Origin of the sequence: Wolbachia endosymbiont (group A) of Scambus nigricans (genome assembly GCF_947251485.1) — a bacterium.
Lineage (GTDB): Bacteria > Pseudomonadota > Alphaproteobacteria > Rickettsiales > Anaplasmataceae > Wolbachia > Wolbachia pipientis.
Genome location: NZ_OX366356.1, coordinates 1019356 through 1038199, shown reverse-complemented (window position 1 = coordinate 1038199; position 18844 = coordinate 1019356). Strand labels below are relative to the sequence as shown.

Sequence of the window (18844 nt, the reverse complement as noted above, 5' to 3'; positions counted from 1 at the left end):
GTTGTGTGATGCTGAGGTTTAGGGCTATTCAATCAAAGAATAAGTCTACTCTGAACAGGGAAGTTCACGCTGCTGAATTTATTCCTTATTCTTGCTATTGGAATAGCACAACCTTGATGACAAAAGAAAATTGGTTGGTTAAGGTTATAAAATTAAGTGGTTTTGCATTTGAAACTGCCGATGACGAGGATTTAGTCATACAGAACAACATCAGGAATCAGATGCTAAGAAGCATTTCATCTCCGGCATTTAGTTTGTATTTTCATACTATCAGACGTAAGAAAAATATTTTTTCTGATGAATTTGCAAGTCAAGGTTTGCCGAATTTTTTCGCTAATCACGTAAATCTAAAATGGAGAGAAAAACACGCAACAAGGCAATCATTTATTAATGACCTATACATTACGATTATCCGTAGAGCGGACACAAAAGGAGTAGAATTTTTGTCACATCTACTAAAAAAATTCGGACATGTAACTTCAAAACATGCTTGGGAAAGTGATATACGTGCCACGTATGAAGATTTAGAGGAAACGACAAATCGTGTAGTGACAAGCCTTAGAAATTATTCGCCTAAAATTCTTGGAGTAAAAGAAACTCCAGATGGTTTATTCTGCGAAATAATGGAGTTTCTATCTAGAATCGTAAATTGTGGCTTCGTTACAAATACGCTTTTTCCGCTAAGAACTGAAATATCAAGATACTTACCAGTACATAGGTTATTCTTTGGCCGTAAGATGATACAGGTTGTGACTCATAATGAGAGTAAATATGCTGGAATAATTAGTATCAAAGAATATGGAAATCATACTTCTGCAGGAATGCTTGATTCGTTTTTACAACTTCCTTACGAGTTTATAATTACGCAATCTTTTCAATTTATAAACAGGCAAATGGCGATTGGAAAAATGCAGATACAGCAAAATCGAATGATACAGTCTGCAGATAAAGCTATTTCTCAAATAGCAGAAATTTCTCAAGCGCTTGATGACGCAATGAGTGGTAAGATTGCGTTTGGTCAACATCACCTGACTATTTTATGTATAGAAAAAAGTCCTAAATCATTGGATAACGCTCTGTCGTTGGTAGAATCAGAGCTTTCTAATTGCGGTGTTTACCCTATACGTGAGAGAGTTAACCTTGAACCAGCATTTTGGGCGCAAATTCCTGGTAATTTCGATTATATAGTGAGAAAAGCTACAATAAGTAGTCTTAATTTGGCTGGATTTGCATCTCAACATAATTATCCTACTGGTAATAAATTCAATAACCACTGGGGAGATGCTGTTACAGTTTTTGACACGACATCTGGTACTCCATTTTTTTTCAACTTTCATATAAGGGATGTTGGACACACTATGATAATTGGCCCAACTGGTGCTGGTAAAACTGTTTTAATGAATTTCCTGTGTGCCCAAGCGATGAAGTTTTCTCCAAGGATATTCTTTTTTGATAAAGATCGCGGTGCAGAGATTTTCTTAAGAGCACTTAGTGGTATCTATACTATAATAGAACCAAGAACTAAAACAAATTTTAATCCTTTACAACTTGATGATACCTCTGATAATAGAACATTTTTAATGGAGTGGATGAAGTCTTTAATTTCGGTATATAATGATAAATTTACTTCAGAAGATATTGCACGAATTAATGATGCAATTGAAGGAAATTTTAAATTAAGAAAAGAAGACAGATTCTTGAGAAACCTCGTACCGTTTTTAGGGCTTGCAGGTCCTGATACTCTAGCTGGGGCAATATCTATGTGGCATGATAATGGTTCTCATGCTGCAATATTTGACAATAAAGAAGATTTGCTAGATTTTTCACGAGCAAGAGTATTTGGTTTTGAGATGGCTAGCTTGCTCAAAGATCCTGTTGCTCTTGGACCGGTCTTGATTTATTTATTTCATAGGATTAGTATATCTCTTGATGGCACTCCATCTATTATCGTTCTTGATGAGGCATGGGCGTTAATAGATAATCCAGTTTTTGCACCAAAGATAAAAGACTGGTTGAAGGTACTGAGAAAACTAAATGCTTTTGTGATTTTTGCTACTCAGAGTGTTGAGGATGCAAGTAAAAGTACTATTAGCGATACGCTTGTACAACAAACAGCGACACAGATTTTTTTACCAAATCTGAAAGCTACTAGTGTCTATCGGGATGTTTTTATGTTAACTGAACGTGAATATATATTAATTAAGCACACAGATCCGAGTACTAGATTCTTTTTGGTGAAACAAGGAGTCAATGCTGTAGTAGCTAGAATAGACTTAAAAGGCCTGGATGATATAATCAACGTATTATCCGGACGTGCAGAAAGTGTTCTATTGTTACACGATATATTAAATGAAGTTGGGGACAACCCAAAAGTATGGTTGCCTATATTTTATCAGAAGGTAAAAAATGTTTAAGACTAAGCTGTCATTGCTATTAATTGCGATATTTTTACTAAATATAGACTTTTTACTCTCATATCCAGTGCTTGCAGATGGAGTAAGTGGTACTGACAAGACAGAATTTGTTAGCAGATTTAATTCCACTGGCAGTTTTAGTCGTGCCTCTAATCCTGATTGTGGAGCGTTTAAAACAGCTGCAGCACTTGCTGGAATAGCGATTGCTGTTGGCGCAATATTTACTGGCATTGTTTTGATCGTTTCTTCTGCTGGTTTGTTTACCGCTCTTGTTATTGTTGGAATGATAGCTGCAATTGTTGGAGTCTGGAAAGCGATAGGAGGGCTTGTTGTTTGTGAACATAGTTTTGTTAAACACCCAGTTGCACGTGATCATGATGGAAAATACAAAAATTTTAAATTAGAAGACACAGGTTATAGTGGCTGCACCAACGAAAATCACCAAACAGAAGAGGAATATTTTTCTTGTTTGCAAAATAAAGCTCGGGAAGACGTGAACAAAAAAGATTATGACGGGAAAAGAGCAGAAAAAGAAGCCTTAAATTCTAACGTTCAGGAGAGTACAGAGAGTTATTACTGGCCAAAAAATGGTGTGCAATACAGTGAATATATAGAAGTATGTCATCGAAACCCTTTAACTTTTGGTAATCTTTTTAAGAAGGTAGACTTTAATTCCAGAGGAAAACCTGGATACATAGACTTTGATGTCAGGGAGAAAGACACTGGATACGTAGATGGGTCATGGTCCTCGAAGGTTGATGGTGGTCTGGAATGTAGAGTTCTCAAAGCAGGACAGAGCGAACCCATACATGGAGCTACATTCAAAGCAGTGAGAAAAACGGGCAGATTATGTGTGGAGTTAGCCAGTGTTAGCATGCTTGGTATCGAAATGACTCCTTGGCCGCAAGGGGTTGATATGGGGTGCACGGAATTGCCACCTGACCCACTTGCTCCTATGTGTGAAAAATCTGTGATGATATTCACAAATAAAGATGGCACAGGGAAAGAAGAAGTTTCTATTGGTAGTGATAATGACTATAAAACTAATATAAGAAATAGGGAAAAAGAAGGAAAAATTTTTGTAGGTTACGACAATAAAGGCTGTTTTAGCTCGTATGTCTCTGAAGCTTGTTACAATCAGGCAGGGAGTAAATCATTAGCTCCTATTCCCGTAACTTCTATGATAGTGCAATGCATTAAGGAATCGTTAGATAATTTAGTTGCAGGTAAAGGTTCACCAAATGGTGAGAGTTTTATATCTGTAGCACAGAAAAGGCTGAAAAACACTGTAACTGCTGTTTTAGTTTTAGCTTTAATACTGTTCTCTATAAAAGCCATGTCTGGTGGAGTTCAGAGGCCTCAAGAAATGTATATGTTGATCATAAAATTCGCTTTAGTGATTTACTTCACAACAGGCAGTACCATGTCTCATTATTATGGAGAATTAACTCGTCTCTCAAATGGTTTGTCAGAGATAGTGCTAAAAGCATCATCTGAAAGTAAAGGCATATGTAATTATAAAGCAGGTACAGATTATGAATATACTCGTGCAGGAAAGAGGGTATCTTACAGTTATCTTGCACCTTGGGATAGGCTTGATTGTAGAATTTTATTTTATTTAGGTGCCCCTTTAGATGGAATTGGTGGCAAAATTGGTACTGGAGGTGTTGCAACGTTAGCAGTCTTGCTTGGTGCTGCTCCTGTCTTATTAGTTGCAGGTTCGGTAATCGGTATTATTTTTGCTGGTGGACAAATTTTAGTAGCTCTTGTCTGTATATTTATGGCCGTTCTGATGATGATGGTTATTTTGTGGCTGTGCTATGTATTTATTTTATCTCTAGTTGCTTTAAGTGTAATCATCATTTTATCACCTTTGTTCATTCCTATGGTTTTATTCCAACACACCAAAGGATATTTTGAAGGCTGGGTGAAAGAGTTGATTACCTATAGCTTATACCCGGTTATCCTTTTTGCGTTTTTGTCCTTTATGTTCATAGCATGTGATAAAATCTATTTTAAAAATTTAAATTTTGAACTGGACGAGTCATATAAAAATGAACAACCGGACAAGTCATATGAAAAGAAACAAGCAGAAATCTCATATAGTAAGAAAAAACAGTGGTTTAAATTGAAAGATGGGGAATGTGATAAAAATGAAACTACTCTTGCATGTATGATGCAAAATTATAGCTTTAAAAAGAGCAGCATACTTGGTCTATTCGACTTTACATACATGGAGTTTGGCAGCTCTCTCATCGGAGAATTATTAAAATTGTGTTTAGTATTATTCCTCTTTTACCACTTTTTAAACATTCTTCCTGGCATGTCTGCTGAACTTGCTGGTAACCATAGAGCAGCACTTGGCTCAGGTCAGACACCTGGACAAATGGTGGGCAAAGCTTTATCTGCTGCCAGAGCTGCTGCTGGGGGTGTTGCTGGAGTTGCTGGTGCTGCTGCTAAGAAGTTGAGTGGTGGGGACAAGAGTAAATCTCGAGGTTCTGGTTCTAGTAGCTCCGAGAGTGTTAACAAAAGCACTGAATGAGTTGGATTTATGCTAAAATTTTTGCTGATAATACCGTTTTTTTTTCTGTCAGGCTGCGGGGAACATCACTGTATTAAGCCAGAAAATTTATCAGGTTTGCGTGAAAAACTAGATATAGTGTCAACAGAGCAGAAATGGGTTGATTCTGGTGTTAATATCTCAGATAGAATAAGAGTAACAGAGATTGATATAGTGCCTAGTAAGGTTAATTTTTGTCCTAAGCAGTATGCAGATTTTGCAATTGGGCCTGGGAGAAATGACGTTGCATTACCATTTGCACTTAAAAAAGGCGATACGATAAGCTTTAGTGTGATTGGAAGTAAAGTGTGTAAAGATAAAGAGAGTGAGACAAAAATCAGGTATTTGAAAATCGACGAAAAGTGTAGCGAGCAAGAAACGGAACATTTTGCACATGTTTTAAATCAAGAGAAATGCCAAGGTGGCAAGGATGGGATATGTCCTAATAAATATATAATAGGCGATGCGCAATGGTTGAGTGGAAGAGAGTACTGGTTTTCGAAGTTAGATCAAGATGAAAGAAAAAAGGAAATTGAAAATATTATTAACTCTATAAAACAAGGAGAGAATATAGATTGCAGCAAGCTTTCAGAGAGCAGTGCAAGTAAGATAGATACGCACATTTTAAATTCACTCTGTAGACGTATATGTAAATTTTCTTCTGGTCGTAGAGGCGAGGATTGCGTGTATATTGAATATAATAATATAGAAATTGAGCTATTCAATGCTTTAAATTCTAGTGGTGAATCTGTTGTTGCTGAAATTATTAGTAACGTATTAAAGGGAAAACAGGTAAAAACTGACATTACATTTCTAAAAGTTGGTATGGATAATGAAACTCTTGAACACATTCCAGGTGGTGGTTTATGTACTAGTTGTGATCATAAGATGGAGAATGACCATCAAATACCAAGTTTAACTTTTAGTCTATGTAGCAGAAATGACAAGAGCTGCTACAATACAAATGACAAAGGCGGGTTCAACATAAGAGTAACGAAGAACCATAGTCTGGAAAATAGCTTGTATATAAGTGTTTCCGATAAATTCCCTGAGCATAAGCCTGGTGAAAATCAAGCGGATATATCTGTATATATCAGCAAAGTTCATGACATGGAAAACTTGAAAGGAAAATTAAAAGACAAAACAGGCACCATATATTATGGAATAAGAGACCATGGCTGCGATTACAAAAATGAAGGTCAGTTTAGTATTAACCTAACAACTAAAGAGCCACCTACAAAAACTTTTAGTGCAATATATAATTTCTTTGATGAAAAAGTGAAAACTGCATTTTTCGGCTCTAATTATAAAGACCCTAACGCAATTCACTCTGATACTAGTCCTGTAAAGTCTCTTTACGAAAGTTTTATAAAATCAAGCAGAACAAATACCATTAGATCTACTATAATATCACTATTAGTACTATATATAATCTTATATACTCTTTATTACTTTTTTGGATTAACTCATATTTCTATATATGAGTTTTTAATTATATGCGTAAAGATAGGAATCATCGCTCAGCTATTGCAGGATAATAGCTGGGACTTTTTTTATAACAACGCATTCTCTATATTTATTAACACTCCAAAACAACTAATAGAAATAGCAAATTTTAGAGGCACTACTTCAAATGTTTTTGAGTTTCTTGATTTGCCGCTCAATAGGTTCTTGTCATCGCATTCAGTATTGTTAATAGTATCTCTTATATTTTCTGGCCCTTTGGGCATTGTATCTTTTTGCTTGGTGATTTGGGGTTTAATCACAGTGAGCTTATCTATTTTTAATGCCTTATTTTCTTTTATTACATCTATAGCAATAGTTGCGTTATTACTTTCTTTAGCACCTATTTTTATTATTTGTCTTTTATTTGCGTATACTAGGCAGATGTTTCAAAACTGGGTTAAAAATTTAGCAAGATTTGCAATTCATCCAGTGGTCCTTTTAATTTTTATATCACTGATAAGTCAGGTTATGGATTATATTGTGTATTCAGTATTTGATTTTGAGGTCTGCTCTACATGTATACTTAATATTAACCTAAAGATTTTTAACCCTTGTATTTTTTATGGTTATGCTTCCAAATATACACCTAATATTACCGCTATGATGGCTTTTGTTATTTTGGGACACGCTATGAAAGCTTTAGTTGAAGCTTCTTCGGCAATATCTGACTCGTTGTTTGGTGCTTATGTAGCAAGCGAACCTGGAAGACAGTATCAACAAAGCTTAATGGGAACAGTAGGGTTAGATGAACAAAGTGTTCAAAGAAGAGAAAGAGGAGATGCCTCTCAACAGTCAGGTACGTCAAGACCTCAAATACCACAAGGGACTCAAAGGTCAACGCCTCAGATACCACAACCAGGAAGACAGCAATGATAAGTAAAAGATCACTATTATTGATACTGTGTCTTGCAATCACTGGTTGTAATATGGATTGTGTCGAGCCTGGGTTGCAGAGCAAAAACACCAGCGTTAATGTGGATGTTCCAGTTCGTAAAGCCGATAAAATTCATTGGGTTGATTCTGGTCAGGTAATTAGTCAGGGTGAGAAAATCAAATTCACCCTCGATGGATCAGTAAATTTTTGCCCTTTTAAAGAAGACAAAAATCCAAGGAAAGTACTTGTGCCAGCTAGCTTTTGTGCTGATGGCTCAGAACCAAATTATAGTAAGGCTGCGGATATTAATAGTGTACCTAACAATTATGGTGTTAATGAGAGTAAAAACGAACTATGTGGTGGCAAAGGATTTGGCAGCAATAGACGTTATGTGGACACTGGAATTAAAGTAAATCCTGGTGACAAGTTAAGCTTCAGCTTAGTTCCCAGAAAAATAACAATTGATTACGACAATCCAGAAGGGAAAGGCATCAATTTTGATGACAATTGTTATAAAGCTGTAGAAAATGATCGTAAGGAAACTGTATATAAGAAAGCTACAGTGAGTGAAGTACATCAGGGGGGAGAGTTTTTTTGTGATGGTAAAGATGGTACAAAAAATAAAATACAATTTTTACCTCTTGATAAAACAAAAGCAAAGGAAAGCAAAGTGCTAGTTGGCAATGGGTATACCCCATATGATAATAAGGTGCATTTTAATAAAGGTTATATTCAAGACAACGAACCATGGGTATATGGTTCACTACTTGATTTACGCCGCGCTAAAATAGGATTGAACGAGTTATGTGATGGAAAAAACTGTAGTCTTGATGAGAGAAAAAAGTACTCCTCCTATGAGCTTAACTGCTACCATCAAAATATATGCTATACTGAGAAGGGTATATGGAACTATGGTTTAGGTCAAGCAGGAGAACGGAACTGTGTCTCCTCTATAAGGTATAAGAAGTACGATAAAGGAAATAAATGTGATATGTATTCTTATCTAGAAAAAATGGAAGGGAATGTTAAAGCAGGTAGTTTTACTGAAGATGATAAATCTTGGGCTGAGGCTCTTGTTGCAAAAATTGGTGATCCTGATGATAAAAATACCGCTAAAGGTATTCAATGTCTTCCAAAGAAAGAGGGTGCAAAAGGGGATAATATGTGTTCGCAAATTGGCGATAACAATAAATTCGAGGATTTTTCTCTGGAATTGAACAATGATTATCCAGTAAATGACGAGGTAACGCCCGGTAGCAGTGTGATGCTTGCCATTGCAGATTATGGTCACTATGGAGCTAATAGAGGTGGGTACCATGTTAAAGTGACTAGATCGTGTGAATATATCAATGGCAAAAAACTGTATGTGTATTTGGGTGATAACCCGCCAGGGAATCCATCTGCTCCAAAGACTAATGATTTCAAAAAAGTAGAGAACTTAGATAAAACAAAGGATAAGGTATATTATATAATAGATGGAGGTCTTTTAACAGATGAATGCAAAGACAAAAAACCTATAACAGATGAATGCAAACCTAAGAAGATATATTTCGGCATCAATGTAAGCAACGTAGAGAAAGATGACATTACGGACAAAAATGGCAAATATTACGAAAACAATAAGTATAGTGTAACTTTATTTGTCAAAAGAAAAATTAATGATTTTATTTCATCGAATATAAACAAGATATTTGATTTTATGAAAAAAGAAGTAATTGGTGACAGCGTTAAAGATTCATACAAAGGATATATAAAAGGTCTTCTTCAGGGAGTAAGAGCTTTGCTTACTCTATACGTTATATTTACTGTCATTGGCTATATGCTTGGAACAATACAGCTAAGTAAATTTGATTTCATTGTAAGGATGTTCAAGATAGCATTTATAGCTTTTGCCTTTAGCGATAGAAGATGGGAACTCTTTGGTACAACTTTATCCAGACTTTTTGTAGATGGTAGCATTTATTTAGTTGATAGTTTTTCTGGCTATGTAGGAGAAGGGGAGAGAAAATTTGCATTCTTAGACTTGACAGCAGGAGTATTATTCACAGCAGAAACTTGGTTAAAGTTTTTATCATTGATGCTCTCTGGTCCTTTTGGCTTTATTGCATTTTGGGTAATATTCTGCGCTACTTATGCGTTTTTAAAATGCATTATTAGCGCTACGTTTAAATATGTAATATCTACTGTTCTAGTGGCGTTTTTACTGTCATTAACACCTTTATTTATCGTATTTATTCTATTTCAAAAGACTAAACCCTTGTTTGATAATTGGATAAAAACGTTGGCTCATGTTTCATTAGAACCAGTCATTTTATTTTCATTTTTATCTCTTTTAAATCAGTTGATGTATTCAGTTTTATATAACCTCACAAATTTTTCTGCATGCTATCAATGTTTAATTAGCGTAAATTTCTTATCGTATGATCTGTGCTTGATGAAATCAATACTGCCTCTTGGATACAGTCCTGGCACTAGCGTTGATGTTGCACTCAGTACCGGAGAAAGGGCTGGTGGACACTTTGCAGCATTACCTATAGACCTAATCCAGGCGTTTGTATACCTCATTATTGCCGGTGCAATGGAAGCTTTTGTTTCTATATCGGAAACTATGGTACAAACACTATTTAGCTCTGGTTATGGAGTTACTGGCGGTGTTGGTACAGTTGCTAAGAGCGCATCGCAAGCTATGCTGTCAACCGTTGGCCTTGATGATAAGACCCAAAGTATGATACAGAGTATCAAGCAGAAAATGAGTAAAGATCGGGGAAAAATTGAGGCTAAATTACCTAACACACCAAAGCAACCAGACAAAAAAGAAGATTCTAAAGGAAGTTCTGATAAGACAACGAGTGATAGACCTAAAACATTAAAACAATCAGATCAGCAAAAAAATTCTGATGAAACAATAAGAAGTGATCCTAGTGCTAAAGCTAAAAACAAGGAAGAAAATGGAGAGGAGTAAGATATGAATGATGTTATGGAGTAACTAATTAAAAAGATATTTTAAGTAAAGTTTTAGAAATTTATTCTGTATTTGGAAAAAGTTTAGATATGCAATCACGTTTAGGCAAATGTTGGTTTAGGGTATTACTTCTTGCAGCTTATGTGCTGATCACAGGTTGTAGTAAGAACGATATGCCTTTTCCAAGGTGCATATCTGCTGACTATTTTGGTCCTGAACCTATTGCAGTAAGCGCTCATTTTTCAAGCGATCATGATGCTTTTATTCCAGAAGGTGAAGATGAAAGCGTTATTGATCCTGACACTGGTGAAATTAATTATGGTTTTCACCATAACCAAGTGGTGAAGTGGAAAGATACTGGATTAGAAACCAATGGAGATAGCTTAATAGTGCGAGTAAATGGTGCATGGACATCTTGGAGTAATAATAACAAGAAGGAATCTAAAAAAGGCAGTTATACCTTACAAAGCTTGGAGCAGTTAAAATATGCAACTAAATTAGGTAAACAAAGTGATAATAGTTTACCTAATTTTCACTTAGTTTGTAATGATTATAAACCTAGCATACAAAAATTTTCAAGTAAGTCTGATACAAGTTGCACTGTAAATTGCAAGTGCATTAATGAAGATGATAGCGCAAATACAGTATCACGTGGTGCTCCATGTTGGTTTACCAATGGTCATGGTGCTTATCTTTTGTTTCAAACGGGGAAAGATGATCCTAACGAAAATCTAAAGTTAATGCGCGATCCTCAATATCCTACTGTACATCTAGGTTACAACTCCGTGGCAGAAAATGGGAGCGGTCTTTTTACTTTAGACAGAGATAGCACTAAATTAAAAGACAGAAATTGTAACCCGGTGAAATTAAAAAAGGGATGGAAAATATATGTAAAAATATTAGATAGATATTACTTAGATAATGTAGGTGGCTACTCTTTTGAGTTCTTAAGTGGAGTGCAGCAGCCAAGTAGTTTTGGGTTTTTTGGTTACATTTATCACTATCTAAAATGTGTATTATTGATTAACAAAAATTGTGAAAAGCATTTTAACAGTAACGATCCTGCAGCTGCACAAGCTATGTTCGAAAATATAGCTGAAAAAAGTACGAGCTTTCACAATTTTGTTCTTTCCTTGCTTGTTCTATTTGTAATGATTTCATCGCTTCTTTATCTTTTTGGCATGATACAAGAAACTAAGCACGATATGCTCATCAGAATGATAAAAATCACTCTAGTAATAGTGCTTATATCTCCTGGAAGTTTTAGATTTTTCTATGATCATTTTCTTGTTTTATTCGTTAAAGGTCTTGAACAATTGATAAGTATAATTACTAACTTTGCTCCCAACACGAACACCGGAAGTATTGCTCAAGGAGATGAAGCTAAGTTGTTTAGCTTCATGGAGGACATGTTCAATAAGTTTTTTGCTTATTCTGTTTGGAAAAAGTTTGCAGCGTTTTTGCATTACCAAATGTGGGCAAGCCTTCTTATGATACCGGCAATTTTCATAGGGATTTTGCTATACTTCTTGCTGTGCTTATATGCTTACATAATATTTCTCTCTGGTTTTATGGGTATAGCTTTTCTTATAGCCATTATGCCACTGTTTCTAATTTCTATTTTATTTTCACCGCTGAAAAGTCTATTTGAAGGTTGGATAAAATTCTGCATCAGCTTTTGTTTACAGTCGATTATGATATTTGCTCTCTTGTCATTACTGGCTTCCATTATAATGAATACCTTTTATAGGCAGTTAGGTTTTACTGTATGCTACAATAAATGGTTTGAGGTAAGGTTATGTGCTCCAAAATGGGTGTTTGGTGGTTTTTGTATCGTTGATAAGCAGTACTTTGGTTGGACCCCAGGGCAAATTTTCGTACCTTACACTCTTGGAGAAGCTTCTCCGCTGAACGTAGATAAGAACATAGAAGGTATAGAAAAGATAAGCAGAGAAGGTGGTACAATAAAATTTACTGGCGGTGCTGGGTATATCCCTCTTCCACCGGATTACATTGAAAAAGGGTTTCGTTATATAGATTATCCTTTCTTTAACCCAATTCCTGGTACTAAAGAGAATCCAGCAGACCATTATATTGCAGAAAGTGATATGGTAGTAGATAATATCTGTAGTGTAAAAGATTTAGTGCGTTTAACAAATAGTTTATCCCATGCATCAGAAAAAGATGATATCTTATTATTGATTAATAATATAAGTAAAAAGACAGAAATCTATTGTAAGCAGCCAGGAAATGAAAGCAGGTGTACTAATTACAAGGAAATCATAGAAAAAGTAATTCTACAGCCAAGTTTAAAAAGTGAAATAAAGTCTTTAGTGCAAGATATAATTAGACAAGATGGGAGCTGCCAATCACAGAATTTTTATAAGGTAAATAGAAACTATCAAGAAAATAGTGATTACCAAAGGGTGCAAGACATACAGAGAGGTTATTTAATCAATGCAGGGGAAATCTTTGTGTTATTCTTGCTTTCATTTTTAATGTTCTCCTTACGCACGTTCGTACAACAAATGGGCTCAAGTATCGCTGGTGGTGGATTCAGCGTTTACAATATATCTAGTATGTATTCTAAGCATTCTCCAAGCGCTACTGCACATGGCGACCCAGATGCGTCTTTTGTAAGTCAAATCTTATATTTTGGCAAATCAGCAGTGCAAGATAAAATTGGTGGAGGGTTAGAGTCTTTAGGCAGTTGGGCTACTCATTTACCGGATAGATTAGCTGGAGGTGCAGCTAATCTGCTGGGGAGAGTACCAAGAGTTGGAGGAGTGCTGAAATACGCTATTGATGTGCCACGTAAATTTGTAGGTGCTACTATTGAAGCAACGAAGTTTGCAACATCACCTAAAAATGACGTCGATAAGCTTGAGGAAAAAATTTACAAGGCATTTGGAGTTGATAAAGAAGATATTGCACATAGAAGGATTGGTAAATATTTAGATTATTATAAAGGATATGTAGGATCACATTTGGGCTACACAATAGAAGATGCTATGAAATTTACTTGGAAGCATGGCCTTGATTCTATAGGAAAGCATAGCTATGATCATAACCTACTCTATAGAGCAAAAGAATATAGGAGAGAGTTTTTAGAGAAGCTTCATGATTACACTATCGGCCGTAAGAGAGAACCAGAAAAAGACAATCCTGATCAATCAAATAAGGTAGGACGAGAGTTAGGCACGGAACTAGTAAGAGATAACCATGATCAGCCACTAGAAGAAGGCGACCCTCTTCGACTACGAGGGGGAGGTCAGCCAGATAAGGTAGTACGAGAACTAAGCACAGAACAAGAAGACAAGCCTAATCAACTACAGCATGATCAGCCAACAGAAGAAGATAAGCCTGATCAATCAAATGAAGTGACACGAAATTTAGGCACGGAACCAAAAGGCCCAGATGAAATTGATGATTTTGGATCTGCTTTTGAAGGTATGGAAAAACGTGCTGAAAGAGAAGGCAGAAGAAGTCAAAATAAAGTTTACAACCTCTCACCACTTTTTGAAATGAACACTCCAGAAGCTGTAGAAAAACGTGCTGAAAGAGCTAGAAGAAAAGAAGAAAGAGATCGAAAAGACGAAGTTTATAATCTTAAGCCTTTATTTAAAGAACCAAAAAATCCAGAAGAGTACGTTAAGGCACTTTTTGAAATGAATACCCAGGAAGCTATAAAAAAACGTGCTGAAAGAGAGGAAAAAAGAAATCGAGAAGACAGTAAAAGGAAATTACCGGAACCAATGAGGAAACCAGATGCAAAAGGAGATGAGAAGAGGATTGAAGATGAAGACTAATAAAAATTTCAAAGGCCTTGATTATTATAAATTGCAGCAAGACAAAGATGGCAACATAAAGTTAAATGACTACGACGACATTTTAAATGCGCGTAGGGCAAGGGTAGACTTGTTGCGGGATAACACATCACTTGACAAGGATGTCAATTTTGCTAAATTGAATAAAGCTTTGAGTGAGAAATTTGTAGATAATCATGGTTTATTGTCTGAATTTGATAAGGAAGACAAAGAGATTGCACAAGAAAGGCTTAAGATGTCTAATATTTTAGACAATCTTGATAATCTTGCAAACATTAAAAGTGAAGAGCTATTAGAGGTTAGTTTATTGCTATCAGACCTTAGCTTCATAGAGAGAAATGTTGTACTAAATACCGATCAGAATTCTGATCTTACAGAGTTTAAAAGTCTATTTATCGAAAAAAAGGCATCTGGTAAAGAGTATAGTGAAGAAGAATGTAGAGGCTTTCTTGATAATATAGATAAAATCAATACTATAATTAAGTTAGAATTAGAAAGTAGAATTGAAGGGATCAATCACGATGAAGGAAATAGTTATGGTGATTTACAAGATGAGATTGGTCAAGCAATAAATGCAACAGGCAAATCAGAAAAAGATAACTGATGAGTCTTGTGTTTGTGTTTTTCTTACAAGCGACTCGATAGCTTCTCTCTATTAAACTGCTAAAGCCATATTGACATTAATCATATAGTATAAATAATTAATTATTTTGGAGCTTATTTAATATGCTACGCATCATTGCAGGCAAATATCGCGGAAGAAAAATAACTACAGGTAAGCATTTAGCTGCACGACCAACTATGAGTATTGTTCGAGAAGCAATATTTAGTATACTTTCCTCAAGAAAACCTATTTATAACTTGAATGTACTTGATTTGTTCTGCGGAAGTGGCTCTTTTTCATTTGAAGCGCTTTCTCGCGGCGCTAAACATGCATTCATGGTGGATTCAGATTATTACAATTTGCAACTGCCTAAAAAAACAGCAGAAGATTTTGGAATTACGGACAATGTTACGCTAATTTGCTGCAGTGCTAACTGCTTACCAAAACCTATTTCAAAATGCGACATAGTTTTTATAGACCCACCTTACAATAGCAATCTAGTTGAATCAACGTTGAATGGACTAGCTAACTCAGGCTGGTTAAGTGATGATGCATTGATAATTCTAGAGATTAGGAAAAACGAAGGTTTTGAGTGCAATAAAGACTTTAGTATAATCTTGGAACGTATTTACGGTATAGCAAGAATAATTTTTCTTTCTCTATCAACTTAAACTTGCATATATAGCCTTTCTTATAATAGTCCGAATGCGATAAGATATGTGTTTATGGCTATAGCAGGCCAGTAGCATATTACGGTCTGTTCGGATTATTGTAAAAAGAGCTATAAATTCAGAGTCTATTAAATATTCATGTGCTTCTTCAATAAATTTATTTTCTTTTTCTTCGTAACTGGTGTATTTTGTTGTACCATCATTATCCTCACGATAAACTAAATGTTCTTTATGATCAGCATGAATATTTTTATTTTCACAAACCTTTTCAGGATCGTGCTCAAGTACTTTTCTACCAACAATCAATAGCTTATAAGAAATTTCCTATGATTCCTTTTAAGCGAGTTTTGAATTTTTGAAATGTCATGACATTGTTGATACGGTTATCAAGAAACGATAAAGTATCCGCAAAATCTTCTGAATAATCATTGATAAAAAAAAGTATCGTACTTAAGTACACTCCAGCTAATATTGCTCTTTTTGTATAGTAGTTAAAATCTGTTGATTGGTCATGAATGCCATACCAAATCGCACTAATAGTTCTGTATAAAAGTTTACTAGAAAAATATGTATTTTTTGGTGATACAGAAAATAATAAAACATTTTTTAAAAGTTCTCTATAATTCGGTAGCTTAGCGTAGTTTGAAAGGCGTATTTGAATGGCTAACTTTACTCGCTCTCGCACTTTCATATCTTCTAAATTAGAATTTCTTAATTCAGCTTCCATTGAGCTATTTAAGTCCTCTGCTATGTGCTCCAAAGCGCTATATATTCCATTCTGAAATTTGCAAAAGCTATTAGCTAGATTAAGGTCAGTGCACACCTTTAATAGGGTTTCATCGCTTATCCCTTCAAATGGAATAACCCTAATTAGCTTATCTATTATTAACTTTTGTTCCACGCAACATCATACTAAACAGCATGTGTGATTGTACCTGAGATTTTCAAACATTCTACAAAATGCTTCACCACGTTCCTCGAAATTTTTCCATTGATCAAAAGAAGCACACGCGGGAGAAAGTAATATTGTTACTTCTTCTGCGCTATTTAAGGCCTCTTCAAAAGCCAATCTGAATGCATCTTCTAGATTGCAACATTTAACATAATCTACTTTATTCTCCATAACATTTGCAAAAGCTTCGGTTGATTCTCCAATAAGAAAAGCTTTTCTAACCCTTGTAAAATGCTTGCTTAATGATTCTATTCCACCTTTTTTGCTTCTTCCACCAGCGATCCAATTTATGTTTTCATAAGATAAGATCGCCTTTTCGCTCGATTTTGCATTAGTTGCTTTGCTATCGTTCACGAAAAACACATTTCTTATTTTGCCAAGCAGTTCATTCCTATGCCTCAGTCCTGAAAAGGACTTGATTCCATTGATAATAGTGTTGCTATCTACTCCAAGTACCTTACATACGGCATATGTGGCTGCTATGTTTTCTGCGTTGGATATTAGGTTTATTTTCACGTTGCTTACTGATAAGCTATGATTCTCTAGTTTTAACGAGATCTTCTGGATTCCAGTGCCCCTTTTGTCATCCAAGTAGCTGACACTGGGATCCAGATAATTTCGATCTATACCAGTAATCTGTTCACTATAATCAAGCAAATTGTTACCTGCCAATGATATTAGATCTCTTGCACCACCCTCTGTCATCTGAGTAGTTGGCAATGGTTTTTCTTTTCTGGATTCCAGCGTCACGCGCTGGAATGACATCGGGGAATATGTTACTGAGATCGGAATTTTGTCTCCAGTGAATTTGTTGAATATATCAGCAGTAATCTCATTGTCACATCCTATTACGGCAACCTCACTACCGTTTATCAGTTTTAATTTAGTTGCTATGTAGTTCTCCATACTTCCATGCCTATCTATGTGATCTGGTGTAATATTGAGCAGTGCTGAAATGTCCACGTTAATTTCATTCATCAACTCCAATTGAAAAGAGGAGAGTTCGATTACATAAATTTCTGCATCTCTTTCTAGATCCAAAACAGGAACGCCTAAATTTCCACCAATAGCTACTTTTTTCCCTGCAGATTTTAATATGTGCCCTATTAGTGATGTAGTGGTTGATTTACCATTTGTTCCTGTGACGCCTATTACCTTCTGGTTCGTAGTTTTAGCTTCAAGAAATAGCTCAATGTCTGATTTTATTTTGCAATCAAATCTCCTTGCAAGTTTTACTATCCAATGTGGCTCTGTTGGCACTCCAGGGCTTAAAACCAATGCACTGATCTCATGCCAATTGTATTCCTTGGGATGAATAAAATTACATTTTTTATACATCATTTTTGCATTTGCTATTTGCTCTTCATGATCATCCCATGCATATATTCTTGCACCACTCTTTGTTAGAGCGTTAATGGCGGATAAACCAGTTTTACCAAGACCAAAAACCGCGACGTTTTGATTTTTGTATTTGTTTAGTTGCACTGCTAGATAACTTATGCGAACCATTTTATAAAGATATCGTACAAATTACAACAGACTTCTTTCGTAGGGTACAACTGTCATTCAATAGAAACAAAAAACTTCCTTGACAAACTCCGCCAGCGCCCTTATCATGAAACTGAAGCTATTTATTTATCTTCGCAATCTGTGCGGGTTAATGACAAAAAACTTGGGGTATTTGGCGTCTCATGTTTAATTTTTCGCACTACGTGCATCGCATGTCTTTAAAAATTTCTGGGTTTTTACCTATATAAGCCGAAACGCGCTTACAAAGCGTTTAAGACAGCAAAAAACGTCAAATTGACAAGGGAGAATTTGAATGCTAGCTACTACGGGGTTTCTTTTGCCTTTTTTTTTATTTGGTAAATTTCTTAATGTTTGTAGCTAAAGCAACTTAAGAGACCGAAAATGGTCAGTGCTCCTATGATGTCATTCCAGTGCTTGACACTGGAATCCAGTTTTCCATATAATCTCATTGAAAATGTTGTAACCACTTTCTGTGCTAGTTTGCTTGCTTACAAGCAAACTTTCCTGGATCCCAGTGGGCTTTGGTGCATCGCTACTTATGAAAGGCTAACTATAGTTATAGCTCTTTTTACAATAATCCGAACAGACCGTAATATGCTACTGGCCTGCTATAGCCATAAACACATATCTTATCGCATTCGGACTATTATAAGAAAGGCTATAGGATTATAAGCAAACTATTGAAAATCTTGTTTTTTTTGCAATCAATCTGATCAAATTTAAGAATAGTAATTTGTTATTTATATTAATAAATTTAATTCTATTGAAAATAGCTAAAGCATTGAAATTCTTGAATTTTAGCCGGATTGGTAAATGGTAGTGAAATTTCTTTTACTCAAATTTAGGTATTCATTGACCGTTCTTGTTATAAATACCAGAATAATAAGCTACTGATATTCCCTATCTTTTTTATCTTTAATCCATCATAGCTAGCGATGCAACAA

The 18844-nt window shown here is 35.4% G+C and carries 10 protein-coding genes and 1 pseudogene; 8 read left to right on the top strand and 3 right to left on the bottom strand.

Going from position 1 to position 18844, the window contains the following annotated elements; translation table 11 throughout:
• Positions 1-8 precede the first annotated feature (8 nt).
• The 7 genes from OPR46_RS05870 (at position 9) to rsmD (ending at position 15418) form a co-directional block, all read left to right on the top strand.
• Positions 9-2414 carry a VirB4 family type IV secretion/conjugal transfer ATPase gene (locus OPR46_RS05870; protein WP_265044104.1) on the top strand — a complete coding sequence of 802 codons (2406 nt, stop codon included), beginning with the start codon at positions 9-11 and terminating at the stop codon, positions 2412-2414.
• On the top strand, positions 2407-4956 hold the full coding sequence (locus OPR46_RS05865; RefSeq protein ID WP_265043252.1) for a TrbL/VirB6 family protein: 2550 nt from the start codon (positions 2407-2409) through the stop codon (positions 4954-4956). Before OPR46_RS05870 ends, OPR46_RS05865 begins: the two co-directional genes overlap by 8 nt.
• A gap of 9 nt (positions 4957-4965) precedes the next feature.
• Positions 4966-7353, top strand: coding sequence for a TrbL/VirB6 family protein (locus OPR46_RS05860; RefSeq protein WP_265043250.1), 2388 nt, complete (start codon positions 4966-4968; stop codon positions 7351-7353).
• Positions 7350-10316, top strand: a complete 2967-nt coding sequence (locus OPR46_RS05855; RefSeq protein ID WP_265043249.1) for a TrbL/VirB6 family protein — start codon at positions 7350-7352, stop codon at positions 10314-10316. Before OPR46_RS05860 ends, OPR46_RS05855 begins: the two co-directional genes overlap by 4 nt.
• Before the next feature lie 89 nt (positions 10317-10405).
• Entirely contained in the window at positions 10406-14125 is a 3720-nt protein-coding gene (locus OPR46_RS05850; RefSeq protein ID WP_265043248.1) for a TrbL/VirB6 family protein, read from the top strand.
• On the top strand, positions 14115-14747 hold the full coding sequence (locus tag OPR46_RS05845; protein ID WP_265043247.1) for a WD_0853 family protein: 633 nt from the start codon (positions 14115-14117) through the stop codon (positions 14745-14747). The genes OPR46_RS05850 and OPR46_RS05845 overlap by 11 nt, the downstream gene beginning before the upstream one ends.
• Positions 14748-14869: 122 nt before the next feature.
• On the top strand, positions 14870-15418 hold the full coding sequence (gene rsmD, locus OPR46_RS05840) for a 16S rRNA (guanine(966)-N(2))-methyltransferase RsmD (protein WP_010082416.1): 549 nt from the start codon (positions 14870-14872) through the stop codon (positions 15416-15418).
• Here the strand turns inward: rsmD and OPR46_RS05835 are convergent.
• The 3 genes and pseudogenes from OPR46_RS05835 to OPR46_RS05825 form a co-directional block, all read right to left on the bottom strand.
• Positions 15410-15706, bottom strand: a pseudogene (locus OPR46_RS05835) (hypothetical protein); the annotation flags it as partial. The gene rsmD and the pseudogene OPR46_RS05835 overlap by 9 nt on opposite strands.
• Positions 15707-15728: 22 nt before the next feature.
• The gene (locus OPR46_RS05830; RefSeq protein ID WP_265043245.1) at positions 15729-16319 is read right to left on the bottom strand and encodes a COQ9 family protein; all 591 of its coding nucleotides are present in this window, start codon (positions 16317-16319) and stop codon (positions 15729-15731) included.
• Positions 16320-16325: 6 nt separating this feature from the next.
• Positions 16326-17879 carry a Mur ligase family protein gene (locus OPR46_RS05825; RefSeq protein WP_265043244.1) on the bottom strand — a complete coding sequence of 518 codons (1554 nt, stop codon included), beginning with the start codon at positions 17877-17879 and terminating at the stop codon, positions 16326-16328.
• Positions 17880-18281: 402 nt separating this feature from the next.
• Between OPR46_RS05825 and OPR46_RS06905 the strand changes: the two genes are divergently transcribed.
• Positions 18282-18572, top strand: a complete 291-nt coding sequence (locus tag OPR46_RS06905; protein WP_265043243.1) for a hypothetical protein — start codon at positions 18282-18284, stop codon at positions 18570-18572.
• Positions 18573-18844 lie beyond the last annotated feature (272 nt).